Source organism: Paracidovorax avenae ATCC 19860, assembly GCF_000176855.2.
In the GTDB taxonomy this organism is placed as follows: domain Bacteria; phylum Pseudomonadota; class Gammaproteobacteria; order Burkholderiales; family Burkholderiaceae_C; genus Paracidovorax; species Paracidovorax avenae.
Genome location: NC_015138.1, coordinates 2,086,141 through 2,108,095, shown reverse-complemented (window position 1 = coordinate 2,108,095; position 21,955 = coordinate 2,086,141). Strand labels below are relative to the sequence as shown.

General features: G+C 66.8%; 23 protein-coding genes and 1 pseudogene. 16 read left to right on the top strand and 8 right to left on the bottom strand.

Going from position 1 to position 21,955, the window contains the following annotated elements:
* Window positions 1–3: 3 nt before the first annotated feature.
* Both ACAV_RS09415 and ACAV_RS09410 read right to left on the bottom strand, forming a co-directional pair.
* The gene (locus tag ACAV_RS09415; RefSeq protein ID WP_013594335.1) at window positions 4–453 is read right to left on the bottom strand and encodes a VOC family protein; all 450 of its coding nucleotides are present in this window, start codon (window positions 451–453) and stop codon (window positions 4–6) included.
* Between the two features lie 81 nt (window positions 454–534).
* Window positions 535–1,251, bottom strand: a complete 717-nt coding sequence (locus tag ACAV_RS09410) for a helix-turn-helix domain-containing protein (protein ID WP_218918162.1) — start codon at window positions 1,249–1,251, stop codon at window positions 535–537.
* A gap of 291 nt (window positions 1,252–1,542) precedes the next feature.
* On the opposite strand from ACAV_RS09410, the gene ACAV_RS09405 reads away from it, so the two are divergent.
* The 4 genes from ACAV_RS09405 to ACAV_RS09390 all read left to right on the top strand — a co-directional run bounded on the left by ACAV_RS09405 (window position 1,543) and on the right by ACAV_RS09390 (window position 5,714).
* Entirely contained in the window at window positions 1,543–2,394 is an 852-nt protein-coding gene (locus ACAV_RS09405; protein WP_013594333.1) for an AraC family transcriptional regulator, read from the top strand.
* Between the two features lie 144 nt (window positions 2,395–2,538).
* Window positions 2,539–4,824: a TonB-dependent siderophore receptor gene (locus ACAV_RS09400; protein WP_013594332.1), complete on the top strand. Its 2,286-nt coding sequence runs from the start codon at window positions 2,539–2,541 to the stop codon at window positions 4,822–4,824.
* A 43-nt stretch (window positions 4,825–4,867) separates the two neighbouring features.
* The gene (locus ACAV_RS09395; protein ID WP_013594331.1) at window positions 4,868–5,323 is read left to right on the top strand and encodes a hypothetical protein; all 456 of its coding nucleotides are present in this window, start codon (window positions 4,868–4,870) and stop codon (window positions 5,321–5,323) included.
* Window positions 5,316–5,714: a hypothetical protein gene (locus ACAV_RS09390; protein WP_244875532.1), complete on the top strand. Its 399-nt coding sequence runs from the start codon at window positions 5,316–5,318 to the stop codon at window positions 5,712–5,714. The genes ACAV_RS09395 and ACAV_RS09390 overlap by 8 nt, the downstream gene beginning before the upstream one ends.
* 84 nt (window positions 5,715–5,798) lie before the next feature.
* On the opposite strand, the pseudogene ACAV_RS09385 reads toward ACAV_RS09390, so the two are convergent.
* Window positions 5,799–6,255: pseudogene (locus tag ACAV_RS09385) on the bottom strand (oxidoreductase); the annotation flags it as partial.
* A gap of 255 nt (window positions 6,256–6,510) precedes the next feature.
* Here ACAV_RS09385 and ACAV_RS09380 point away from each other — a divergent pair.
* Complete coding sequence (locus ACAV_RS09380) at window positions 6,511–7,299, top strand: SDR family NAD(P)-dependent oxidoreductase (RefSeq protein WP_013594328.1); 789 nt, start codon at window positions 6,511–6,513, stop codon at window positions 7,297–7,299.
* A 54-nt stretch (window positions 7,300–7,353) separates the two neighbouring features.
* Window positions 7,354–8,172 (top strand): oxidoreductase, encoded by an 819-nt coding sequence (locus ACAV_RS09375; protein WP_013594327.1) that lies wholly within the window; start codon window positions 7,354–7,356, stop codon window positions 8,170–8,172.
* On the opposite strand, the gene ACAV_RS09370 is transcribed toward ACAV_RS09375, so the two are convergent.
* The 3 genes from ACAV_RS09370 to ACAV_RS09360 are packed head-to-tail and all read right to left on the bottom strand — an operon-like array spanning window position 8,148 to window position 9,971.
* Window positions 8,148–9,083, bottom strand: coding sequence for an MBL fold metallo-hydrolase (locus ACAV_RS09370; protein ID WP_013594326.1), 936 nt, complete (start codon window positions 9,081–9,083; stop codon window positions 8,148–8,150). The genes ACAV_RS09375 and ACAV_RS09370 overlap by 25 nt on opposite strands.
* 1 nt (window position 9,084) lies before the next feature.
* On the bottom strand, window positions 9,085–9,411 hold the full coding sequence (locus tag ACAV_RS09365; RefSeq protein WP_013594325.1) for a hypothetical protein: 327 nt from the start codon (window positions 9,409–9,411) through the stop codon (window positions 9,085–9,087).
* Between the two features lie 11 nt (window positions 9,412–9,422).
* The gene (locus ACAV_RS09360) at window positions 9,423–9,971 is read right to left on the bottom strand and encodes a hypothetical protein (RefSeq protein WP_013594324.1); all 549 of its coding nucleotides are present in this window, start codon (window positions 9,969–9,971) and stop codon (window positions 9,423–9,425) included.
* A gap of 104 nt (window positions 9,972–10,075) precedes the next feature.
* Here ACAV_RS09360 and ACAV_RS09355 point away from each other — a divergent pair, with 104 nt between their 5' ends.
* The 6 genes from ACAV_RS09355 (at window position 10,076) to ACAV_RS09330 (ending at window position 16,462) form a co-directional block, all read left to right on the top strand.
* Window positions 10,076–10,990 (top strand): LysR substrate-binding domain-containing protein, encoded by a 915-nt coding sequence (locus ACAV_RS09355; RefSeq protein ID WP_013594323.1) that lies wholly within the window; start codon window positions 10,076–10,078, stop codon window positions 10,988–10,990.
* A gap of 137 nt (window positions 10,991–11,127) precedes the next feature.
* Window positions 11,128–11,628 (top strand): MarR family winged helix-turn-helix transcriptional regulator, encoded by a 501-nt coding sequence (locus ACAV_RS09350; protein ID WP_013594322.1) that lies wholly within the window; start codon window positions 11,128–11,130, stop codon window positions 11,626–11,628.
* 43 nt (window positions 11,629–11,671) lie between these two features.
* Window positions 11,672–13,816, top strand: a complete 2,145-nt coding sequence (locus ACAV_RS09345; protein ID WP_013594321.1) for an FUSC family protein — start codon at window positions 11,672–11,674, stop codon at window positions 13,814–13,816.
* A complete protein-coding gene (locus ACAV_RS09340; RefSeq protein ID WP_013594320.1) occupies window positions 13,813–14,031 on the top strand; it encodes a DUF1656 domain-containing protein in 219 nt (72 codons plus the stop codon). The genes ACAV_RS09345 and ACAV_RS09340 overlap by 4 nt, the downstream gene beginning before the upstream one ends.
* Window positions 14,028–14,942: an efflux RND transporter periplasmic adaptor subunit gene (locus ACAV_RS09335; RefSeq protein WP_013594319.1), complete on the top strand. Its 915-nt coding sequence runs from the start codon at window positions 14,028–14,030 to the stop codon at window positions 14,940–14,942. The genes ACAV_RS09340 and ACAV_RS09335 overlap by 4 nt, the downstream gene beginning before the upstream one ends.
* The gene (locus ACAV_RS09330) at window positions 14,939–16,462 is read left to right on the top strand and encodes an efflux transporter outer membrane subunit (RefSeq protein ID WP_013594318.1); all 1,524 of its coding nucleotides are present in this window, start codon (window positions 14,939–14,941) and stop codon (window positions 16,460–16,462) included. The genes ACAV_RS09335 and ACAV_RS09330 overlap by 4 nt, the downstream gene beginning before the upstream one ends.
* Window positions 16,463–16,563: 101 nt before the next feature.
* Here ACAV_RS09330 and ACAV_RS09325 read toward each other — a convergent pair whose 3' ends face one another.
* Window positions 16,564–17,511, bottom strand: coding sequence for a LysR family transcriptional regulator (locus tag ACAV_RS09325; RefSeq protein ID WP_013594317.1), 948 nt, complete (start codon window positions 17,509–17,511; stop codon window positions 16,564–16,566).
* A 137-nt stretch (window positions 17,512–17,648) separates the two neighbouring features.
* Between ACAV_RS09325 and ACAV_RS09320 the strand changes: the two genes are divergently transcribed.
* Window positions 17,649–18,866 (top strand): FAD-dependent monooxygenase, encoded by a 1,218-nt coding sequence (locus ACAV_RS09320; protein WP_013594316.1) that lies wholly within the window; start codon window positions 17,649–17,651, stop codon window positions 18,864–18,866.
* 191 nt (window positions 18,867–19,057) lie between these two features.
* Here ACAV_RS09320 and ACAV_RS09315 read toward each other — a convergent pair whose 3' ends face one another.
* Window positions 19,058–19,453, bottom strand: coding sequence for a hypothetical protein (locus tag ACAV_RS09315; protein WP_013594315.1), 396 nt, complete (start codon window positions 19,451–19,453; stop codon window positions 19,058–19,060).
* A 416-nt stretch (window positions 19,454–19,869) separates the two neighbouring features.
* Between ACAV_RS09315 and ACAV_RS09310 the strand changes: the two genes are divergently transcribed.
* The 3 genes from ACAV_RS09310 (at window position 19,870) to ACAV_RS24055 (ending at window position 21,694) form a co-directional block, all read left to right on the top strand.
* Window positions 19,870–20,589: a hypothetical protein gene (locus tag ACAV_RS09310; protein WP_013594314.1), complete on the top strand. Its 720-nt coding sequence runs from the start codon at window positions 19,870–19,872 to the stop codon at window positions 20,587–20,589.
* A complete protein-coding gene (locus ACAV_RS24545) occupies window positions 20,507–21,208 on the top strand; it encodes a hypothetical protein (RefSeq protein WP_157768741.1) in 702 nt (233 codons plus the stop codon). Before ACAV_RS09310 ends, ACAV_RS24545 begins: the two co-directional genes overlap by 83 nt.
* A gap of 111 nt (window positions 21,209–21,319) precedes the next feature.
* Window positions 21,320–21,694 carry a helix-turn-helix transcriptional regulator gene (locus ACAV_RS24055; RefSeq protein WP_244875556.1) on the top strand — a complete coding sequence of 125 codons (375 nt, stop codon included), beginning with the start codon at window positions 21,320–21,322 and terminating at the stop codon, window positions 21,692–21,694.
* Window positions 21,695–21,955: the final 261 nt, after the last annotated feature.

Sequence of the window (21,955 nt, the reverse complement as noted above, 5' to 3'; positions counted from 1 at the left end):
TCATCACGCCTTCGGCGTATCGAACAACGCCGTGTAGCGACGCTGCATCTCCTGGGGCGTCACCGACTCGATCGCATGGCCGATCAGCCAGCGATGGCCGAACGGATCACGGACGGTGCCGGAGCGCTCGCCGTAGAAATGGTCCTGCATGCCGCGCTCGAGCGTGCCGCCTGCGGCGACGGCGCGCGCCACCAGCGCATCGGCATCGTCCACATGCAGGTGGAGCGTGACCGGCGTGGCGCCGAGGTGCTCCGGGCTGCGCACGCCCATGTCCGGATACTCCTCCGACAGCAGCAGCGTGTGGCCGCCGAGATCCACCTCGGCATGGCCGATGCGCCCATCCGGCTCGGTGAGCCGGAACAGCTCGCGCGCGCCGAAGGCGCGGGCATAGAAATCCATCGCTGCGGCGGCATCGCGCACGCACAGGTAGGCATAGAGTTCGTGGATCGCCATGGCAATTCCTCATGTGGTGTATGCACCCATTCTGGATGCCCTCCCCCGCGCCGTCTTGCAGGCATTTGACCTGCGCCGCGCTCAGCGTGGCACATGCCGCGGCGCGGCGGGATCGGCCGCCTGGCGCCATGCGGACGGTGTGACGCCAGCCATGTGGCGGAAGGTATTGGCCAGATGTGCCTGGTCCGCGAAACCGCTGGCAGCCGCGATGTCGGCCCAGCCCAGTGACCGATCGCCGGCCAGTTCCAGCGCATGCGAGAAGCGCTGCAGGCGCAACCACGCGTTCGGCGCGAGACCGGTCGCCTGCCGGAACACGGCAATGCAGTGCCGGTGGCTGAGTCCGCTGGCGCGCACCATGTCCTCCACGCACGCGTCCGGGTGCCAGGACCGCTGAAGCACCGTCTGCAGCGCCGGATGCAGCCGCAGCGGCCGTCCAGTTGCGCGGTCGGCCAGCCAGCGCTCGAACACCGACAGCCGCGCCGGCGCGTCGGCGCACGCATGCAGGTGCGCCAGCAGCGCGTCGACCTCGCCGGCAGGCAGCAGCAGTTCCAGCGGCGTATGGTGCCCGGCCAGCGCGGATTCGGGCACACCGAGCAGCACGGCGGCAGCGCCGGGACGCAGCATCGCGCCGACCGAGACCGCAGGCTGTGCGATATCGCGCACATGGTATGCCGTGCGAGCTCCGCCCACCACCGCATGGCCCAGGCAGTGGCCGCGCAGGTCGGCCGCGTGGTCGAACACCCTCAGCGGTGCGCCGCCGATGCGCACGGCAAGATGGGTGGCACCGGTCGGCAGCACGTGTTCGCGCGGGCGGCCGCCCCACCACCGGCGCGGGATCGTGCGCCCAGACGGATGCCACCAAGCCGCGCAATGCGGGTGCGGGATGCCGATGCAGCGAGGCCATGGCGCCATGTTAAGCGGCCGCCAGGCCCGGTCAGCGCTGGCCTGCCGGCAGATCGGCCCGAAAGAGCTTCACCGGGAAGCGGATGGTCGACTCCTGCGCAGCGCTGACCGGCAGGACAAGAGCGCCGGCGCGACCGGCGGCCATAAGACAATGCCTCATCTTCAACACGAGGCCCAATACGCACCATGTCGAGCGTTGCCATCACCGATGTGACTGCGCCCAGGGATGTCGACAACGTCCCTCGACCCGTTGTGGCCCTGAGCGCGACATCGGTGGCGAGGGACTGGGAGAATGCGAGGCACCAGCACCACAAGGCCCAGTTGATCTACTCCGTTCGCGGCATCCTCCACTGCGAAATAGAAGACGGCGTCTGGATCGTGCCGCCACAGTGCGCGATATGGATACCCGGAGACCTGCCCCACTCGGCCCGGGGGTCGGGTGAAACGGAAATCCATTGCCTGTTCGTCGAACCGGACGCCGCACCCGATCTTCCCAAATCCTGTTGCACGATTGCGGTCTCGCCATTGCTGCGCGAATTGCTGTTGAAGGTGGCAGGCTTTCCTGGGTTGTACGCGCTGGGAGGGCGGGAAGACCGGCTGATTGCGGCATTGCTCGACGAGCTGGTGGAGGCGCCGGTGGAGGACCTGCACCTGCCCATGCCGCGCGATCCCCGATTGCGCCGCCTCGCGGAAATGCTGCTGTCCGACCCCACGGACAAAACCTCGAAAGCCGATTGGGCCACGCGCATCGGCATGAGCGAGCGCAGCATGAGCCGCCTGCTTCTGCATGAACTCGGAATGGGCTTCGGGCGCTGGCGCCGGCAGTTGCACGTGATCCTTGCACTGCAGCGCTTGACCAGGGGCGAAAGCGTGCAGACGGTGGCATGGGAACTGGGGTACGAAAACGCCAGCGGGTTCGTCACCATGTTCCGCAAGGCGGTGGGCAAACCGCCGGCACGCTACCTCTCGGATCGCACGCACGGCGCCGAGCCGGCGCCCACGGCCGCCATCAGGCTTGCCGACGAGACCTCGCCCTGACCGGATCGGACCTCGTCCTCCACGGGCTACTTTACCTGTCCAGGCGATTGGCCTGATTGAATAACACTCTGGCCTGACTTCGCTATCGGGCCATCCTCCCTTCGCCGTCAAATGACGCATACAAACGTTAATGAGTATTATTTGATGCGCGATTTCAAGGGTGCTGAAGGGCTCCAGTGGCAAATCGGTATGCGCGCCATGCGCTTCGCTCCTCCCGGGCTGGACGGGCCCACCCGGGGCACCCGCAGGATCGCTCCACGCAGCGTGCTGGGCTCGGCAGTCGCGGCGGTCGCTTTCGCCAGCGCGCAGGGTGCATGCGCCGCCGAGCCGGCGCAGCCGCAAGAGACCACCCTGCCGGCCGTCTCCGTCACGGGCCGCTTGGATGCAGCGACCACCGAGGGCACGGACTCCTACACCACCGGCGAGACGGCAGCGGCCACGCGCCTGCCATTGTCGCTCAAGGAAACGCCGCAGTCGGTCACGGTGATCACGCGCCAGCGCATGGACGACCAGCAACTGAATTCGGTGCAGGGCGTGCTGGAGAACACCACGGGCATCGCGGCGTACCAGTCCGACAGCGAGCGCACGAGCTTCTATTCACGTGGCTTGCTGATCAACAACGTCCAGTACGACGGCATCCCCACGGTGGTCGGCAACATCATCAACGGGAGCGGCATCGGCTCTCTCGACACCGCGTTCTACGACCGTGTCGAGATCGTGCGCGGCGCCTCCGGCCTGCTGACCGGCACCGGCAATCCCTCGGCTGCCATCAACCTGGTGCGCAAGCGGCCGACCCGTGATTTCTCGGCGTCTGCCTCGCTCGGCGCGGGAAGCTGGGACACCTACCGGGGAATGGCCGACGTCTCGACGCCGCTGACCCAGGACGGCCGCATCCGCGCACGCGTGGTGGGCACGTACGAGGACGGCCATTCCTACATCGACGGCTACAAGCCGCAGCGCAAGTCGTTCTACGGCATCGTCGAGGCGGACCTGACTCCGGATACGACCGCGAGCCTGGGCTACGGGTACCAGGACATCACGCCGAAAGGCGCCACCTGGGGCGGCCTGCCGCTATGGTTCAGCGACGGCACGCAGGCGGAATACTCGCGCGGCAGGACTTACGCGCAGGACTGGAGCCATTGGGACACCAACCTCAAGACCGCGTTCGCCGGGATCGAGCACCGCTTCGACAACGGCTGGAATGTGCGGGCCACTGCCAACCAGTACCGTACCGAGCAGGATATGGAACTGCTCGGCCTCATTGGCCGCCCCGATCATGCAACGGGACTGGGCAGCTTCCCCAGCGGTGCCCTTCCAATAGCTTTGGCATCCGAGGGGCGCAGCCGCCAGAACACCTTTGACGTGATGGCCTGCGGCCCCTTCGAACTGCTGGGCCGCCAACACGACCTGGTGGCAGGCGCGACCCGTTCTCGTCGCACCGCTGCCCAGGACGATGTGCCGCCGTTTATCGCGGGTGTCATGCCGGTCAACGTCTACACCCTGAGTCCCGGCTTTGCCCGGCCCAACTTCGATGCCATGGCCCGGATACCGACGCGCACTCGAATCAAGCAGAGCGGTGTCTACAGCGCAGCCCGGTTTTCGCTGGCCGACCCGGTGAAGCTGATCGTCGGCGGGCGTTTCAGCAGCTATGAAATCGACGATACCGCCGGTGGAGCGTCGTTGCACTACAAAAAGAGCAGCCAGTTCACCCCGTATGCAGGCCTGGTCTATTCCATCAACAAGACCTATTCGGCCTATGCCAGCTATACGGGCATCTTCAATCCGCAAACCGACTACCGGGACAGCCTGGGCAACGTACTCACGCCGTCCAAGGGCAAGACCCGGGAAGTCGGCTTGAAAGGCGAGTACCTCGACGGGCGGCTGAATGCGTCGGTCGCCCTGTTCGATACCGAGTTGGACAATGCGGCGCAGATCGTCGCCGGGGTCCGTACGCCCAGCGGCGCCCAAGCCTATCGCGGCGCCGATGGGACCACGTCGCGCGGGATCGAGCTGGACCTGCAGGGCGAACTGGCGCGTGGCTGGAACATTTCCGCGGGGATCGCCCACTTCACGGCGGAGGATGGCGCAGGCGTCCGCTTGAATTCGCAGATTCCACGCACCACCGCCCAGCTTTTCACCACCCACCGGTTGCCGGGAGAGTGGAGCCAGTGGACGCTGGGCACTGGCGCCAGGTGGCAAAGCCGCTTCTACCAGGCCCCCAATACGGGCACCAGCTCATTGGGTGGGGAACAGAGGTCCTATGCCTTGGTGTCGCTGATGGCGCGCTATGCCGTCACGAAGGAAACCAACGTGACGGTGAACGTCAACAACGTGTTCGACAGGAAATACGCGCTGCAGAAGGGCGATTTCGACACCGTGAGCTATGGCGCACCACGCAACGTGATGGTGACGCTGGACTACAGGTACTGATTCGCCCGCAGACATTCATCCATTGATCTTCGAGAAAGCTCCCATGCCCCTTCAGCCTCCCCTCCGCCCCGTCCAGGACCTGGCCACTGGCAATCCCAACAAGGTCGCCCTGTTCTGGTTGACGACAGCCGCTGGCGCCGTGCTTTTCGTCACCTTCCAATTGTTCTTCTACGTCAACGACTTCGTGAGGGCACAAGGAGCGACGCCGGCAATCACCTTCGATCCCGGTGTGCTGTGGATGTTTTCCGCCTTCTATGGCTGCTGGTTCGTCACGGTGCTCATCGCACTGATCGGGACCCGCAAGGCCCAGTGGGCTGCCCTGGTCCTCGGCAGCCTGCTCGTCATCCTCAATACGCTGGGCGGGGTATCGGACGGTCTGCGCGACGGCTGGTACGTGGCCTTCTCGGCAGTGTTCTTCATCACGCTGCCCGGAGTGTTCGCCATCGCGACCACCTGGCGGCACATCAAAAACAAAGGAGTAGGCCATGTCCATGAATAGCTCGAACTTTCCCCTGGTCTGGATGAATCTTTCGCGAGAACCCGGACATGACCACGAGAAGGACTTCGACGAATTCGAGGCCAATCTGCAGCGCGGCGAGCCCTTCGTGATCCTGAGCGATTCCGCACCGGAGGGCGACGACCATGAGCACACGCCGGAAGAAAAGAAACGCACCGCGCTCTGGATGAAAAAGCACAAGGTGGAATTGCGAAGGCTCGTCCGGGCAATGATCCTCATCGAACCCAATGCGGCAAAGCGCCTGGGATTCAAGGCTTTTGCGGTGGTTTTTGCCAAGTTCTGGGGCTACCCCCTCCTGCTGGCTTCTTCGCGTGAGCAGGCCATCGAGATGGCAATGGAACTGCTGGCAACGGACGGGGAACCCTCTCGCTGACGGCCGGAGCCGGCCGGTCCTCCAGGCCACCCCGCCGCCAGGCCTGTAGCGGCGAGCGGCGGCCACCGAACATCCAGCCCGTGGCTACAGAGTGGGAACGGAGTCGCCGTCGATCCGGTACTCGGCCCCGGCGATCGAAGCGGCCCGCGGGGACGCCAGGAAGACAATCAAATCGGCCACCTCGCGCGGTGTGGCGGGCCGGCCCATCGGGATTCCGCCCAGCCAATCCATCACGATTTTCTTGCCGCCCTCGTAGTCCGTTCCCGCGTCTGCCGCCATCCGCTGCGCGAACGCCACGGAAGCCTCGGTCTCGATCCAGCCCGGTGCGACGCTCAGCACGCGAACGCCCTTGGGCGTCACCTCTCTGGCCAGCGACTTGCTGTAGGTCGTGAGAGCCCCCTTGGCCGCGGCATAGGCGGTGGTGGACTCGGGCAGGGGCAGCACGCTGGATGGAGCTGGCGTGGATGACGACGCCCGAGCCCTGGGCCAGCATCGCTGGAAGCGGCGCACGTTCCAGCCGTACATGTGGAGCGCAGCGGAGTTTTCCACGTGCTGTGGCCAGCGAGCAGGCACCCCTCGCCCAAGGTCCGGGCGCTCGTCGATTTCCTGTGCGCGCGGGTGTTTCCGGAGCGCCGGGGCGATGGAGACCGAACGGCTGGCTGTGGGAGTTGCTGAACGCCTGATGTGCCGGACCGTGGTTGCCGGGCCATATTTTGATTTCACCCATCATCAAAACTATTGACTTTTTGATGATGAACGACATCATTAAGGCCATCCCAACAACGGAAGTTCCCACATGGCCCCCACTCCCGCCGTCCTCATCACCGGTTCATCCACCGGCATTGGCGCCACCTACACGGAGCGCTTCGCGCAGCGCGGCCATGACCTGGTGCTGGTTGCACGGGACGAGGCCCGCATGGAAACGCTCGCCGCTCGCCTGCGCACGGAGTTCGACGTCACGGTGGACGTACTACCCGCCGATCTGACGAACGCGTCCGACCTGGCGAGCGTCGAAGCCCGGCTTCGGGACGACACACGCATCGGCATCCTCATCAACAATGCCGGCGCAGCCCAGTCCGGCGGCATCCTGCAGCAGACCCCGGACAGCATCGAGCGCCTCATCGCGTTGAACACCACGGCGCTCACGCGGCTTGCCGCCGCCGTTGCACCGCGCTTCGCACAGGCCGGCAGCGGCGCGATCGTCAACATCGGCTCGGTCGTAGGCTTCGCGCCCGAATTCGGCATGTCCCTCTATGGCGCGACCAAGGCCTTCGTGCTGTTCCTGTCGCAAGGCCTGGGCGTGGAGCTGTCACCCAAGGGGGTCTATGTGCAGGCCGTACTGCCGGCTGGCACGCGCACCGAAATCTGGGAGCGTGCCGGCATCGATGTCAGTACGATGAGCGAAATGATGGATGCCGGCGAGCTGGTCGATGCGGCGCTGGTGGGGTTCGACCGCCGCGAGGCAGTCACGATTCCTCCACTGCATGCCGCCGGGCGCTGGGACGCGCTGGAGAGCGCACGCCAGGGCCTGATGTCGGACATCCGGCAGGCCCACGCCGCCGAGCGCTACCGCAGCGCCTCCTGATGACCCCGTGCCCCAGGCCCCTCCCCCCCCCCCGCAGCATCACTGGATACAGGCATGAACAGCAACGACAAAGACAGGCGCGTGGCCCTCGTGACGGGCGCATCATCAGGCATCGGAGAGGCTGCCGCCAGGCAATTGCTCGCGGCCGGCTTCATCGTCTATGGCACCAGCCGCCGCGGCGCTGCGAGTGGACAGCGCGCCTTCCCGCTGCTTGAGCTGGACGTGACGAGCGACGCTTCCGTCACCGCTGCCATCGGCGCTCTGGAGCACCGCGAGGGGCGCATCGACCTGCTGGTCAACAACGCCGGCATCGGCGTCACCGGCGCAGCGGAGGAGAGTTCCATCGAACAGGTGCGAGCGCTCTTCGAGACCAACTTCCATGGCGTCGTCCGGGTGACCAATGCGTTACTGCCGCTGATGCGCCGCCAGGGCCGCGGCCGCATCCTGAACGTCGGCTCGGCCCTCGGATTCATTCCCGCCCCCTTCAGCGCCTATTACTCGGCCACCAAGCACGCACTGGAGGGCTACTCCGAATCGCTGGACCACGAGGTACGCGGTTTCGGCATCCGCGTGGCGGTGATCGAGCCCGGCGCGACCAGGACCTCGTTCGAGTCGGCCACGGTCGCCTCCGACAGGCCATTGGCCGCCTACGACACCCTGCGCGCGAGCTATCTGAAGGCCTATGAGCGGGCGATGGCCGATGCAGGCACTCCAGACAGCGTGGCCGAAACCATCGTGCGCGCAGCGCAGGACCGGCAAACGCAATTGCGCTATCCCTCGGGCAAATCTGCTCGCCAGGGGGCGTTCGCTCGCCGTTTCCTGCCGCGCTCGCTGTTCGACAAGGCGCTTCACACGCAGTTCGGCCTGGGGTAGCAGGACTGCAGGTGCGCCCGGCCCGAACTGTGATGCCCATCCTGGCCGAAGCCCTCTCCAGGTTGGTAATCGATCTCATAGCCACCGCCAGCCCGCTCGATGCGCGCGAAGCCCAACTCGCCCAGATGCATGCCGGCGACCATCATCCGCTCTGCACTGACGAGATCCAGCACGCGCGCGCGCGTGCTGGCCGAACGCATCGGATCCTGGTCGAACGCGATCGACACCTCCGGCCGGGCGACCTGGATGTGCGGGAAATGGACGATATCGCCCCAGACAAGCAGGCTGCGGCCTTCGGAGTCGAACCGGTAGCCTGTGTGTCCCGCGGTGTGGCCCGGCAGCGGCACGGCCTCGACTCCGGGAACGACTTCGCCGGCGCCGATGGGGCGCAGCGCGGCGCGGTAAGCGTCGAAGGCCCGTCGCGCCACCAGAAAGTTGCCGCGCCCCCGCTCGCTGGCGCGCCCCAGGTGGTTGTCGTCCTGCCAGAAGTCGAGCTCTGCCCGGTGCACCACCAGTTCCGCGTTCGGGAACACGCAGGCGCCGGACCCATCGACCAGGCCACCGACGTGGTCCGGGTGCGCATGGGTCAACAGCACGGTGTCGATCTCCGATGGCGCCACGCCCGCCAGCGCCAGGCGCTGCGGCAACTGGCCGCCCCATCCCTTGAACCCTCCCGCGCCGGCATCGATCAGCACCGTGCGTCCACGGCCCCGGACCAGGTAGGTATTGATGTGGACCGCCGACGGCTCCTGCCGGCGCGCCGCCTGCAAGCGGGCCGCCTCTGCCGGATCGATATCGGAGAGCAGGTCCAGGCTGGCAGCCAGGTAGCCATCGCTGAGGGCCGTGATGGAAAACTCACCCACTTGCTGACAGGGAAACACCGGGTTCGTCGCCGTGCGTACGGTCTCCATGTCAGTTGCGCGCATGCAGGTTCGACGCCGCATAGCCGAAGCATCGAATGCGGGGCACCAGCCGGAGGGTCTGCAGGATGGCCTCTTCCAGACCTTGCATGAATGCCTCCATGACAGCGGGCGTGCGGAACGGCTCCAGCCGGTAGCGGACGTCGGCGAAGACGGGATGCCCGCAGCCAGGGTGAACCGCGACGCAGGCGACATGCACATTGGCGAGGGCTGACTGGAGCAAGCCCGTGCACAGCAGCGCGCATCGATCGGAAAGTTCTGCGACGGCCTCGCCCGACGGCATCGCAGCAGCCGGAATGAACAGCGTGATGTTCGGCATGGGGCGCTTCGTCAGTCGGCTGCAATGGCCGCGCGGATGGAAGTGAGCTGGGCCGTCATGGGGGCGTAAGCGTGGACACCCTCCGGCCATGCAGCGGCACCCGTCCAGGCGATGACGTCGGACATCCGGGCCGTCGCCAGCCAACGGCGCTCCGGCGATCGGTCGAGCGCGACCGCCTGCAGGGCCTGCGGAGCCAGGCCGCGGTGCACGAGGGGCTCCGGCCCGGCGGAGCTCATCACCAGGCAGGCATCGCTTTCCACCGCCGGAGCACGGTCCGCTCCTGCATAGAGATTGCGGTGCCAGTCGGTGATGCCCGCCTGCCAGCGTGCGAAGCTGCCGCCGCCCTTGCGCCGGTATTCCTCGCCCAGCAGCACATCGATGCCATCGATCGTGTGCAGTGCCAGGTAGGTCGGGCATCCCGGGCGCAGTGCCTTGAAGCGCTGGGAGGTATGGAACCCCCTCACCGAAATCAGGGCCGGCAACTTGTCCAGGCTGTAGAAATCATTCCAGGCGGCTTCGCCGTCAGGGTCCGTGAAGCTGCATTCCACCGTGTAGATCATGGATACGCCCATGCAAGTTGATGTTCATGCATGGTATTGGCGTGGAAGTGGCGGGTAAAACGATTATTCGGCACACTGCCTTGCACAAACATCAAGCTGACCCCATGCGCAAGAAAATCCCGAGCAGCTCCGCACTCCAGGCCTTCGAGGCTGCAGCCCGGCATGGCAGCTTCGCCCGCGCGGCGCACGAGCTGTCGCTGACCGAGGGCGCGATCAGCCGCCAGATCGCACGGCTGGAATCCTTCCTGGACGTCACCCTGTTCGAGCGCATCGGCAACCGCGTGCGACTCCTTCCCAACGGGGAGCGCTACGCAGCCCAGGTCCGGCAGGTGCTGGAACAGCTCGACCGCGAGAGCCAGTACCTGATGGGCCAGCCGGAAGGCGGCGCCAGCCTCGACATCGCCGTCCTTCCCACGTTCGCGACGCGCTGGCTGATTCCCCGCCTGGCCGGCTTCCAGCGCAGGCACCTGCACATCACCGTGCACCTGTCCGAGCGGATGGAGCCGTTCGTGCTGGCCGGCAGCGGCTTCGACGCCTGCATCCATTTCGAGCACCCTGCATGGAGCGGCGCGCACACCTTTCCCCTGTTGCAGGAAACGCTGGTGCCCGTGTGCCATCCTCGGCTGCTGGACGGCATGGGCCCGGTACCGCCTCTGGATCGGCTGCCGCGCCTGCACCGGCGCCAGAACCCAGAGGCCTGGCAGCGCTACGCGGAAGAAACCGGCACGGCGATGGCCAGGCCGGCCACCGGAGCCCGCTATGACCTGCATGCCATGCTGATCGAGGCCGCGCTGTCGGGCCTCGGCGTGGCCCTGGTACCGCGCCTCTATGTCGAGGCCGAGCTCGCACGGGGCCATCTCGTGGCACCCTGGCCAGAGGGCAAGACGGTATCGAAGACGTTCTGCCTCGTGCTGCCCGGTCCCGCGGAGCTCTGCACTGAGCCGATCAAGGTCTTCGCGCAATGGCTGGTCGAGGAAGCGGCCTCCACCGCCGATGGTTCCCGGTGCGCGGGCGGCTGAAGCCGACCTCCGGTCCATCACGCCAGCCCTACCGACAACCTGCCGTGCGGGCTGGCCACCGGCCAATCCCGAGACGGATGAAAGGTCAAACCTGAAACACCAAACATAAAGATAGCTAGCTAACTAAACTTCCAACCATGCCTGACGCCCCACCTGATGCCTCACGCCCCGCTCCGGCCGATCCGGCGGAACTGCGCAACCTCACCTTCACGCTCAACCTGCTGCAGCGCGCCTACCGCGCCGCGGCCGACCGGGCGGTCGCGCACCTGGGCGTGTCGCAGGCGGCCGGCTGGGCGGTGGTGACCATCGGCCGGCAGGGCGACGGCACCCGCCAGGGCGTGATCGCCGACCTGCTGGGCATCGAAGGGCCGACGCTGATCCGCACGCTGGACCAGTTGGTCGCCGCAGGCCTCGTCGAGCGCCGGGACGATCCGGCCGACCGCCGCGCGCGCACGCTGCACCTGACCGAAGCCGGCAAAGCCATCCTCGCCCGCATCGAGGAAGCCCTGAACGACCTGCGCTCCGAGCTGTTCCAGGACATCCCGGCCGAAGACGTACGTGCATGCCTGCGCGTCTTCGGAACGCTCTGGACGCGCCTGGGCAAGGCCGACCGCGGCGGAGCCGCCACGGAAGGCTGACGTGCCACTGCCCCGCCTGCTGCCGCGCTTCAGCCCGGCCGAAATGCTCTTTTCCGCGAAATGCTTCGCCGCCGCCATGCTGGCCATGGCCGTCGCAAGCTGGGCCGGCCTGCCGCGGCCCTTCTGGGCACTGATGACCGCCTACATCGTGGCCAACCCGCTGGCGGGCGCCGTACGGTCCAAGGCCGTGTTCCGCCTGGGCGGCACGCTGCTGGGCTGCGCCGCCACGCTGATGATGGTGCCGGCACTGGTCGATGCGCCCGAGCTGCTCACGCTGGCGCTGGCGCTGTGGGTGGCGCTGTGCCTGTTCGTCTCGCTGCTCGACCGCACGCCACGCTCCTACCTCTTCATGCTGGCCGGCTATTCGGCGGCGCTGATCGGCTTTCCGGCCGTGAGTGCGCCCGCGGGCATCTTCGAGACGGCGTCTGCACGCGTACAGGAGATCGGCATCGGCATCGTCTGCGCCGGGCTGGTGCACAGCCTGGTGTGGCCGGTGAGCATGGGCCCGACGCTGGTCGGCATGGTGGACCGCACCCTGGCCGATGCCGGCGCGTGGCTGCGCGCCATGCTGCAGCCGCCCGCCCCCTCCGAGGGTGGCCGGCCGGCCACGTCCACGCAGCAGGCCGCCCGGCGCAAGCTGGCGGGCGACATCTCCCAATTGCGCGTGATGGCCACGCACGTGCCCTTCGACACCAGCCACCTGAAGTGGACGGCGGAAGCCATCCGCGCGCTGCAGCACGAAGTGGCAGCGCTCACGCCTTTCGCCTCCGCCGTGGACGACCGGCTGCGCGCCCTGCGCGATGCCGATGGCCGCCTGCCGGCGGACGTGGAGCGCACGGTGGGCCGGGTGCTCGCACGCCTCGCCGACAGTGGCCGCGCGGCACCGGGCCATGCCGGCCTCCCCCTCGCCGCCGCCGACGTGGCCGAATTGCGCTCGGCGGCCCGTGCGCTGGCCGATGGCGCACCGCCCTCCGCGGATGGCTGGTCCCTGGCACTGAGCACGGGCCTGGCCGTGCGCCTGGAAGAGCTGATCGATGCCTGGGCCGCCTGCGTGCAACTGCGGGACCACATCGACGCCGGCCTGGCCGGCCGCCAGCAGCCGCTGTCGGTGCCCGGCCACCGGAGGGCGGTGCCTGCAGCGCGCGACGTGCTGCACCGCGATGTGGGGATGGCCGCGTGGTCGGCCGTGGCAGCAGCCGTGGCGATCTGCCTGTGCTCGGCCTTCTGGATCCTCACCGGCTGGTCCGGCGGCGCAGCCATGCCCATGATGGCGGCGGTCTTCTCCTCCTTCTTCGCCGGCATGGACGACCCCGTGCCGGCGATCTACTCGTTCCTCAAGGCGCTGCTGCTGTCGCTGCCGCTGGGCGTGCTCTACGTGCTGGTGCTGATGCCGCTGGTGGTGGACCTGCCCACGCTGGCCGTGGTGTGCGCGCCGGTCTTCCTGGTGCTGGGCGCCTACATGGCGCGGCCCGCCACCACGCTGATGGCCATGGGGCTGCTGCTGTCGGGCGTGATCGGCACCCTGTCGCTGCACGACACCGGCCAGGCGGACTTCGCCAATTTCGTCAACGGCTCGGTCGGCCAGGTGCTGGGCGGGGCCGCCGCCGCGGTGGTCACGGCGCTGATGCGTTCCGTGAGCGCCGAATGGAGCGCCCGCCGCATCCAGCGCCGCACCTGGCGCGAACTGGGGCAACTGCCCCGCAATGCCGACCCCGCCCAGGCCCGCCTGCACGCGGCCCGCGTGCTCGATCGCATCGGCCTGCTGGCACCGCGCATCGCCCAGGCCGGCGGCACGGTGGCGGGCGTGAATGCCGACGATGCGCTGGTGGACCTGCGCATCGGCACCGACCTGCACGCGTTGCGCCGCCATGCCGCGCTGCTGCCGGGCCGGCTGGGGCCGGACATCCTGGCGCAGGTGGCACGGCTGTTCCGCGAACATCCGGCACGGTCCACCACCGAGCAGGCCGCGCAGGCGCAACCCCTGCTCGCCGAGCGCATCGACGAGGCGCTGCAGGCTCTGCTGCCTGCGGCACCGGCCACGCAGCCCTGCCCGGCCAGCAGCACCGACACCGACCACATCCACGAGCGCCGCCGTGTGCTCGCCGCCCTGGTGGGCCTGCGCCGCAACCTGTTTCCCTCGCGGCCCTGGCCGGCTGCCCCCAGTCCCACGCAGGAGGCCATGGCATGACCGGCGAAGCAACGTTCTATGGCGTGTATGTGCCCTGGCTGCTGCTGCTGGCCATCGTGGCCTGGGCCCTGTGCTGGGGCGCGCGCCGCCTGCTGGGCAGCCTGGGTGTCTACCGGTGGGTATGGCATGCCGCCCTGTTCGACACGGCGATCTACGTGCTGATCCTGTTCCTGCTCACCCGGCTTACCGCGCCGGGAGGACTCTTCTTCCCATGACCTCGACAACGACAAAACCGATCGCGACGCGCACCCGCGCCTTCGCTGTGCAACTGGCCCGCGTGCTGCTGACGCTCGGCATGGTGGCCCTGGCTGCGTGGGCCGCACTGCGCCTGTGGGACCACTACGAACTCGCGCCCTGGACCCGCGACGGCCGCGTACGCGCCAACGTCGTGCAGGTGGCCCCCGACGTCTCGGGGCTGGTGCACGCGGTGCAGGTGCAGGACAACCAGGCCGTCAAGGCGGGCCAGGTGCTGTTCGAGATCGACCCCGCGCGCTTTTCGCTCGCCGTGCAGCAGGCGCGCGCCGGCGTGCAGTCGGCCCAGGCCACCCTGGCGCAGGCGCGCCGCGAGGACGCCCGCAACGACAGCCTGTCGGACCTGGTGCCGCGCGAGGCGCGCGAGCAGACCCGGGCGCGCGTGGAAGCCGCCGCCGCCGCGCTGGCCCGTGCCGAGGTCGATCTGCGCACGGCCGAACTCAACCTGCAACGCGCCACGGTGCGCGCGCCGGTGGATGGCTGGGTCACCAACCTCGACCTGCGCACGGGCGCCTACGCCGCCGCCGGCCGCGGCGCCATGGCCATCGTCGATCGCGGCTCCTTCTACGTCGAAGGCTATTTCGAGGAGACCAAGCTGGCGCGCATCCATCCCGGCGATGCCGTGCGGGTCACGCCCATGGGCAGCCGCGTGGCGCTGTCCGGCTCGGTGCAGAGCATCGCCGCCGGCATCGCCGACCGCGACCGCTCCACCGGCGCCAACCTGCTGCCCAGCGTCAGCCCCACCTTCAACTGGGTGCGCCTCGCGCAGCGGGTGCCGGTGCGGGTGCAACTGGATGCGCAGCCGGACGCAGCCGGACTCGTGGCCGGCCAGACCGTGCTGGTCGAAGTAGTGGCTCCGGGAGGCCGGACATGAGACGCCGCGCCGCCCTGCCCCGCTCCGCTGGCCTTGTCCAGCGCGCTGTGCCGCTCCTCGCTGCAGGCCTCGCCCGCCGGGCCACGTCGCTGCTCACCGCACTGCTCCTGGCCGGTTGCGGAAGCCTGGCCGTCGGGCCCGACTACCACGTACCCGCCGAGGCGGCCATGCGTGATCCGGCCGCGGCTGGCCCGTTCCAGGAAACGCAGGCGCAGGCCCGGTCGAACGCACCCGGCGCCGATGCAGCCCTCTCCACCGATCCCCTCCCGCCGCGCTGGTGGCACCTGTTCCGCGACCCGACCCTCGACGCCCTGGTGCAGGAGGCGCTGGCGCACAACACCGACCTGCGCGTCGCCGCCGCCAACCTGGAACTGCAGCAGGCCGCACTGGCCCAGGTGCGCGCCGCCGAACAGCCGCAACTGTCGCTCTCCGGCGGCCCGGGCTTCGGCCACGTCTCGGGCCTGTCTGAACTGGCACCCGGCCTCAGCCCCTCCAACCAGTTCGCCTACAGCGTGGAAGCGGGCCTTTCCTACCAGGTCGATGTGGTGGGCGAACTGCGGCGTGCGGCCGAAGCGGCGCAAGCCGACTTCTCGGGCGCGGCGGCCGCGCTCGACCTGGCCCGCGTGAACGTGGCCGCGGGCACCGCACGCGCCTATGCCCTGGCCTGCGCCACGGGCCAGCAACTGAAGGTGGCCGAATCCTCCGTCAGCTTGCAGAAGGAGCAATTGGGTGTGGTGCAGCTGCTGCACGACGCAGGCCGCGCCGGTGCCACCGACCTGGCACGTTCGCGCGCGCTGCTCGCCCAGTTGGAAGCCTCGCCCCCCGCGCTGCAAGCGCAGCGCCAGGCCGCGCTGTACCAGCTGGCGGCCTGGCTGGGCCGCACGCCGGGTGCGCTGCCGGCCGCGGTGCAGCAGTGCGCCGCCGTGCCGCAGGTGGCCGGCGCGCTGCCGGTGGGCGACGGGGCAGCGCTGCTGCGCAGGCGGCCCGACCTGCGACGCAGCGAGCGGCAACTGGCCGCCGCCACCGCCCGCATCGGCGTGGCCACCGCGCAGCTCTACCCCAAGGTGTCGCTGGGCCTGTCGGCCAGCTCGACCGGGCCGGCCGGCGACTTCCTGGGCCGCGACACCTTCGCCTGGAACATCGGGCCCCTGATCCGCTGGAGCCTGCCCAACACGGGTGCCGTCCGCGCGCGCATCGCCGGCGCCGAGGCTGGCACCCGCATGGCCCTGGCAAGCTTCGACGGCGCCGTGCTGCAGGCGCTGCGCGAGACAGAGACTGCGCTGTCGGCCTACCGGCAGGAGCTGATCAGCGTGGAGGCACTGAAGCGCGCCCGGGACGACAGCGCCCAGGTGGCCCGGCAGGCCCAGCGCCTCTACGTGGGCGGCCGCAGCGCGTACCTCGATGCGCTAGATGCGCAGCGCTCGCTGGCCACGGCGGAGGCCAGCCTCGCGGCCGCGCAGGCGCGGGTGGCGCAAGAGCAGGTGGCGGTGTTCATGGCGCTGGGTGGGGGGTGGGAGTGAGGCCGGAATCGCAGTCACCCAGACGCAGCGGAGGACATGGCCTGACGCGCCTTGACGGCATATGGCTGCGGGCTAAAGTCAGACTTGGGAGAGCGCCCCCCTCAAGGAAGACTTGATGTTGCGAGTTGGCCCTGAACTTGAATTGCGCCGCGCCGCTGCAACTGCTCCTGGATGAACTCCAACAAAGCACGAACCCGCGCAGTGACAGAATGACGGTGACTGTAGGCACCAAGCAATTGCAGCGGCGCAGGGCTCAGATCCAACTGGACTTCCTGCAACCGGCCCGCGGCAAGATCGTCTTGGCACGGGTGGGCTGCAACTATTGCGAAGCCCAGTCCCTGGCGCGCTCCCGCTACCGCCAGCTCCCCGCTGTTAACACGGTAGCGGCTACGCACAGGCACCTTCACGATCTCGCCCGCCGCGTCGAGAAACTGCCAGGGCTGGCCCTTCAGTGCGCTCATGGTGGTAATGCACGGCAAGGACTTGAGTTCGCGCACCTGGCGTGGGATCCCCGTTTGAGCGAGCAGTGCGGGCGCGGCGACCACAATGCTTGGCAATGTCGCGAGTTCGCGGGTGATGAACGCACTGTCATCTTGACGTCCCCGGTGGAAGACGATGGAGAGGTCCATGTCTTCCCGCAGCACTTCCAGGCCTGCCATGCGTGTGTCGCACTCCAATTCAATGCCTGGATGCAGACTGCAGAATTCGGCGAGGATAGGAGCGAGCAACCTGGGCGCTTCGTTTGGCATGCACATCCTGAGAGGCCCCTTCAATTCGCGCTGCACCGCGCCGAGTTCCTCCTCTGTGGAGAGCAAGGCGTCGAGTAGCGGTTTGGCACGCTCGTAAACCAGCCTCCCGGCCTCCGTCATGCGCAGATGGCGAGTGCTGCGTTCCAGCAAGCGAACGCCCAGCCTGCGCTCCAGCGCCGCAACGTGGCGGCTGACGTTGGACGATGGCAGGGCTAGCAGGCGCCCCGCCCCGGAAAAGCTCTGCTCGTCTACGACGGCCACGTAGACACGGACGGTATTCAGGTCGAGGTTGTTGCGCACAATTATCCCATTCAAGGTATCAAAGTAGGCCGCTAGCGCATGCTAGTTCTCCAAGATGGCGGAGTCTAGGATGCACTCCCGTCCAATGGACGCCCCTCAACGGCGTACCTGGACTCATTGAATAGGGATGCATCGGGATGGAAATCGGAATACTTGGTGGCGGAATCGCAGGCTTGAGCGTGGCCCTTGCTCTGCACAAGCAGGGGCACACCCTCCGCGTCTATGAACGTCGGAACGCGCCGGCGACCATGGGAGCTGGCGTAACGCTTTGGCCCAACGCTGGCTTTGTGCTGCAAGAGCTGGGGCTGTTGGAGGATGTCGGGGCGGTGGGCGGTCGGCCGTTGTCAGTGCACCGCAAAGACGCAACGGGGACCTCGCTGGGAGGTCTGGACATCACGATGCTGGACCAGCTCATGGGCTACCCAACCCATACGATCCTGCGTCGGGACTTGCAGTCGGTACTCCTCGACCACGTGGCACGCGCGGGTATCCAGGTGGAGTTCGGACATCGGGCGGTAGCGATTGACCTGGATGCCGGCCATAAGGCCGTGGCGAGGTTCGAGAACGGGAAGAGTATCTGTCCGGATCTGCTCATTGGTGCGGATGGCCGCATGGACTCGGTGGCGCGCAGGTTCGTCGCAGGTGACAACACCCCCATCTACCAGGGGTTTGTGAACTGGATCGGTGTTGCACAAGGGAATGGCCCGTTGGTGAGCGACATCGCCATTCAGGACTACTGGGGGTCTGGCGATCGTTTCGGTTGCGTCCCGATCCGGACAGATTTGGTGTACTGGGCGGCCGCGCAGGCGCGGCCATTGCCTGGCGCGACGCCCGCAGCGGACATGCATAAAGAGGTGATGGACCTGTTTGGGGAATGGCCCGATCCTATCGCCCGCCTCATCGAAGCCACGCCGGCGCACTCCATCCAGCTGATTGCCGTGCATGACGTGGAGCCGCTGCAAACCTGGAGCCGAGCCAATGTGCTGCTCGTCGGAGACGCGGCGCACGCGCCACTGCCGACCTCGGGTCAAGGCGCCTGTCAGGCGTTGGAAGACGCTTGGCATCTGGCAAGATGCCTCGATGGGGCCAACGGCGGCCTGGATGAAGCACTGACGCGCTTCGCCACGGTGCGCGGTCCAAAGACCACCAAACTGGCGGAGCAGGGCCGAATGTTCGCGCGCGGCCTTTTTGCCCAGGACCCCGAAACCTGCCGCATTCGCAATGAGCGCGCCAAGGCGTCCGTTCCATTGCGTGACGCGCAAGCGATGGCGGCTGGATGGTCGCAGGGTTTGCCAATGGCCAATTGCACCGACGAGATGTCTGGGAACGGCGTCGGGAGCTTGTACCGCCTATAGCCGTCGGCAACTTCTGCCGTCAGCGTCTCGCGCAAGCTTGCACGCACCGACGACAGACCACCTAGCACGTGCCGGGAACTTCGCGCTTGAGCAAGCCATCTGCAGTGCGCGCAGTGCCCATTTTGCCATTCACCGCACGTCTGCGAAAAAGGCGCCGCCCGCCTCACGGCAGGCAGCGCCCATGACTTAGATCAGGTGGCCTCGCGCTTCAGCAGCGACTCCAACTGATCGATCAGCCCGACCTCGACGAACACGCAGTCCTGGCAGGATTCCAAGGGCACATCGAACAGCTTCGCGAACACCTCTCGCCGCAGATGCGCAACGTGCCCCGTCCGGTACGCATGCTCCGGCTTCAGGCGCTCTGCATTGGTCGCCAACGCGCTGCGCTCAGGGTCACACTCGATCAACGCGATGAAGCCATCGTCGGCGAACTTCCGGTGCTCGGGACACAGCCCCCAGCCCGTCCTCGTGTGGCGCTCCATGCTGGCGCGCAGGCGCTTGTCCAGCAGGAGGGAGCCGGTCTCGAACGCGCTGCCACAGACCAGGCAGACGTGTTGTTCCAGCGAAACGTGCGATTTCTCGTTCATGGCGATCTCCGGTTGCTCGGGCGAAATTGCCCGGCACCGCCGCCATCACGGCGCAGCGCAAGCTGTCAGGGGTCGCAGACGGCCGCAGGCCGCCAGCGTGCCGAACAGGTACGCGCAGCCCTTGACGGCGAGAACGCCGTGGTACGTTCGAGGGAACGGCAACTCCGCCCACCCCGGCCCCAAACGAAGCCAGGACCGGCAAGCGAAGCGCGCAGGCGTGGCCTGCAGGGCCGCGCCGTAGGCGTCAGCCGAGTGCAGCGAGGGAACGATGGATGCCCGCCAGGGGCGAGACCCGCGCACAGCGGGGCTCGATGCGCAGCACGACAGCGCGGCCCGGCGTTGCCGGGAGACGCCCACTGCCTATCTATGACCATCCAGGGAGATACCATCTGGCAAAAGGGCAAGGGAATCGCACGATGCCAAGAAAGAAAAGGAATGCACCAGCCGAATACGGCGGCTTCATCCTGACATTCGAACCTGGGCGTACCCAGTGGCTGCAAGAACGTTTGCATCCACAGGTGGATTTTTCGGACTCGTTCTCCGCGCTCGACTGGGACATCGAATCGCGAGAATTGGTCGCCCTGGCGCTGCAACAGGAACAGCTTCAAATCCATGCGTTTGCCATGATGGAACACATGCATGGCAGCGGCGGCTCGGGCAAGCGCAAGATGCGCATGGTTAAGCCATTGCTTGTCTTCGATCGGCCCATCACCTCAAGAATGCTGGCGCCACTGAACCTGGAATCGCTCGTGAGCACTCCGGAGCGATTGACACGATTGGACGGGCAGACCTGGAACCAGTTCATAGAGCGGCTGCAACAAGCGCGCCCGGCTGATGCAGAGCGCATCAACGACATCATTGCCCTGCGCACCTTGCAGCATCGCTTGCCAGAAACCAGCGAGCGCGAGCTTCGCTTGAATGAGCAGCGAGACGGCCTCGGCCTGGCCTTGGACATTGGAGGGCTGGACCGGGCGGAAGTCCTCAAATCCATGAACATCGAGCGCGCCCCGAACGCCACGTCGGTGCTGGATCTGTTGGACGCCCTCCCTGTTCATGAGCGCACGCTACTGGAGCACGACAGCAGGATCTTCAATAGCCTTCTCGGAGAACGACCAGTCAGGGTCGCAACTTTTTGACAACGGCGATCGCTCGGTTCGAGTAATCGTCACCGACCAGACAAATCTGGAGGCCGTACTGGGCATCGACCTCCTGATCTACAACAGCTGCTACGACAACTACATCCTCTTGCAGTACAAGCGCATGCGCAAGGAATCTGAGAGCTGGAGCTATCCGATTCCGCCATCGTCAGACCTTCTTACTCAGTTGCAGAAGACCAAGAACTTCAAGGCCGCCGCCGCCCGCCTAAACCTCGCGCCATCGCCATCGCTATGGAGCTACAGGCTGAGCCACGAGCCCTTCTTCTTCAAATTCTGTGAGCAATTCCGCCCCAATGCACGCGACGAAAGCCTGATCTCTGGCATCACGATGTCAGCCGATCATCTGGACGAGTTTCTTCAACTTCCTGAAGCCAGGAACAAGAGGGGGAGCACATCCGTTGGCTATCACAACTGCCCGCGCTACTTGAACAATTCGGAGTTCATCCAGTTGGCAAAGTCCGGCTGGATTGGCACCAGTGCTCAGTCAGCCGCACTATTAAAAGACGTCCTGAGCGCCAACCAAGAAGGTGGCCGACAGGCCATGCTCGCCATCATCGATCCGTCGCAAGAAAAGTCAGCAGCCGGCCGACGCCGATAGTGGACCGGCACATCGGCACGATGTTGCTCGCCGCATGCTTTCTACGCCCCAACTGGTTGTGCCGATAGCCCCCGAAAACCACTATACCTCCCTGCAGCAAAACCGACGGAGATCCAGGTGGAACAACGATCACAGGCACCGGTTGAGGACAGCAACACAGCCCAGCCCCTCCCCGTCCCAGGCACGCACGCCTATGAGGCAATGCCGCAGTTTCCCCAGCGCAGTCCCCTTCCCTTCCGCCGCACCATCCGACGCCACGAATTGCATCAGATGGTCCCGCTGGCCGAAACGACGATCTACGAAATGGAGCGCCGCGGCGAGTTTCCGCGCCGCTTCAACCTGACGCCCCGCTGCGTCGTGTGGGACTTGGCCGAAGTGGAAGCGTGGATCGAACAATGCAAGCAGGCACCTCGCACAGCCACCCTCAAGCCCGATGTCCGCCAACGAAAAACCCGTCCTGTACGGACGCGCTCATTAAAAGCCTAGGGCCTATTAACACAAAACGTAAGCCATCGAGTCTCGCTACCTCATGGGACCGACCCATGAGTAAATGCAATGCGATGACAAGAACGATACAGCCGTAAATATGCTCGCGGCGAGCAGGCGATCTTGGTGTGCAACATTTGCGCGAACTGTAGCTGAGCGAAGGGAACCTCTCACAACCCCTGATCCGAGCCCAGCATCAAGGCTATCCGCACACATTCACCTGCTTCGGGAGCGCGATAGCGACTGCCCTGGGGGGCCGAT

What these genes read in the sequence shown, in the direction of transcription:
- ACAV_RS09320 (WP_013594316.1), top strand. Translation starts at nt 17,649, where the DNA reads ATGGAAATCGGAATACTTGGTGGCGGAATCGCAGGCTTGAGCGTGGCC.
- ACAV_RS09380 (WP_013594328.1), top strand. Translation starts at nt 6,511, where the DNA reads ATGGCCCCCACTCCCGCCGTCCTCATCACCGGTTCATCCACCGGCATT.
- ACAV_RS09340 (WP_013594320.1), top strand. Translation starts at nt 13,813, where the DNA reads ATGACCGGCGAAGCAACGTTCTATGGCGTGTATGTGCCCTGGCTGCTG.
- ACAV_RS09355 (WP_013594323.1), top strand. Translation starts at nt 10,076, where the DNA reads ATGCGCAAGAAAATCCCGAGCAGCTCCGCACTCCAGGCCTTCGAGGCT.
- ACAV_RS09370 (WP_013594326.1), bottom strand. Translation starts at nt 9,083, where the DNA reads ATGGAGACCGTACGCACGGCGACGAACCCGGTGTTTCCCTGTCAGCAA.
- ACAV_RS09360 (WP_013594324.1), bottom strand. Translation starts at nt 9,971, where the DNA reads ATGATCTACACGGTGGAATGCAGCTTCACGGACCCTGACGGCGAAGCC.
- ACAV_RS24545 (WP_157768741.1), top strand. Translation starts at nt 20,507, where the DNA reads ATGAGCGCACGCTACTGGAGCACGACAGCAGGATCTTCAATAGCCTTC.
- ACAV_RS09350 (WP_013594322.1), top strand. Translation starts at nt 11,128, where the DNA reads ATGCCTGACGCCCCACCTGATGCCTCACGCCCCGCTCCGGCCGATCCG.
- ACAV_RS09395 (WP_013594331.1), top strand. Translation starts at nt 4,868, where the DNA reads ATGCCCCTTCAGCCTCCCCTCCGCCCCGTCCAGGACCTGGCCACTGGC.
- ACAV_RS09335 (WP_013594319.1), top strand. Translation starts at nt 14,028, where the DNA reads ATGACCTCGACAACGACAAAACCGATCGCGACGCGCACCCGCGCCTTC.
- ACAV_RS09365 (WP_013594325.1), bottom strand. Translation starts at nt 9,411, where the DNA reads ATGCCGAACATCACGCTGTTCATTCCGGCTGCTGCGATGCCGTCGGGC.
- ACAV_RS09310 (WP_013594314.1), top strand. Translation starts at nt 19,870, where the DNA reads ATGCCAAGAAAGAAAAGGAATGCACCAGCCGAATACGGCGGCTTCATC.
- ACAV_RS09390 (WP_244875532.1), top strand. Translation starts at nt 5,316, where the DNA reads ATGAATAGCTCGAACTTTCCCCTGGTCTGGATGAATCTTTCGCGAGAA.
- ACAV_RS09330 (WP_013594318.1), top strand. Translation starts at nt 14,939, where the DNA reads ATGAGACGCCGCGCCGCCCTGCCCCGCTCCGCTGGCCTTGTCCAGCGC.
- ACAV_RS09400 (WP_013594332.1), top strand. Translation starts at nt 2,539, where the DNA reads ATGCGCGATTTCAAGGGTGCTGAAGGGCTCCAGTGGCAAATCGGTATG.
- ACAV_RS09315 (WP_013594315.1), bottom strand. Translation starts at nt 19,453, where the DNA reads ATGAACGAGAAATCGCACGTTTCGCTGGAACAACACGTCTGCCTGGTC.
- ACAV_RS09415 (WP_013594335.1), bottom strand. Translation starts at nt 453, where the DNA reads ATGGCGATCCACGAACTCTATGCCTACCTGTGCGTGCGCGATGCCGCC.
- ACAV_RS09405 (WP_013594333.1), top strand. Translation starts at nt 1,543, where the DNA reads ATGTCGAGCGTTGCCATCACCGATGTGACTGCGCCCAGGGATGTCGAC.
- ACAV_RS09345 (WP_013594321.1), top strand. Translation starts at nt 11,672, where the DNA reads ATGCTCTTTTCCGCGAAATGCTTCGCCGCCGCCATGCTGGCCATGGCC.
- ACAV_RS09375 (WP_013594327.1), top strand. Translation starts at nt 7,354, where the DNA reads ATGAACAGCAACGACAAAGACAGGCGCGTGGCCCTCGTGACGGGCGCA.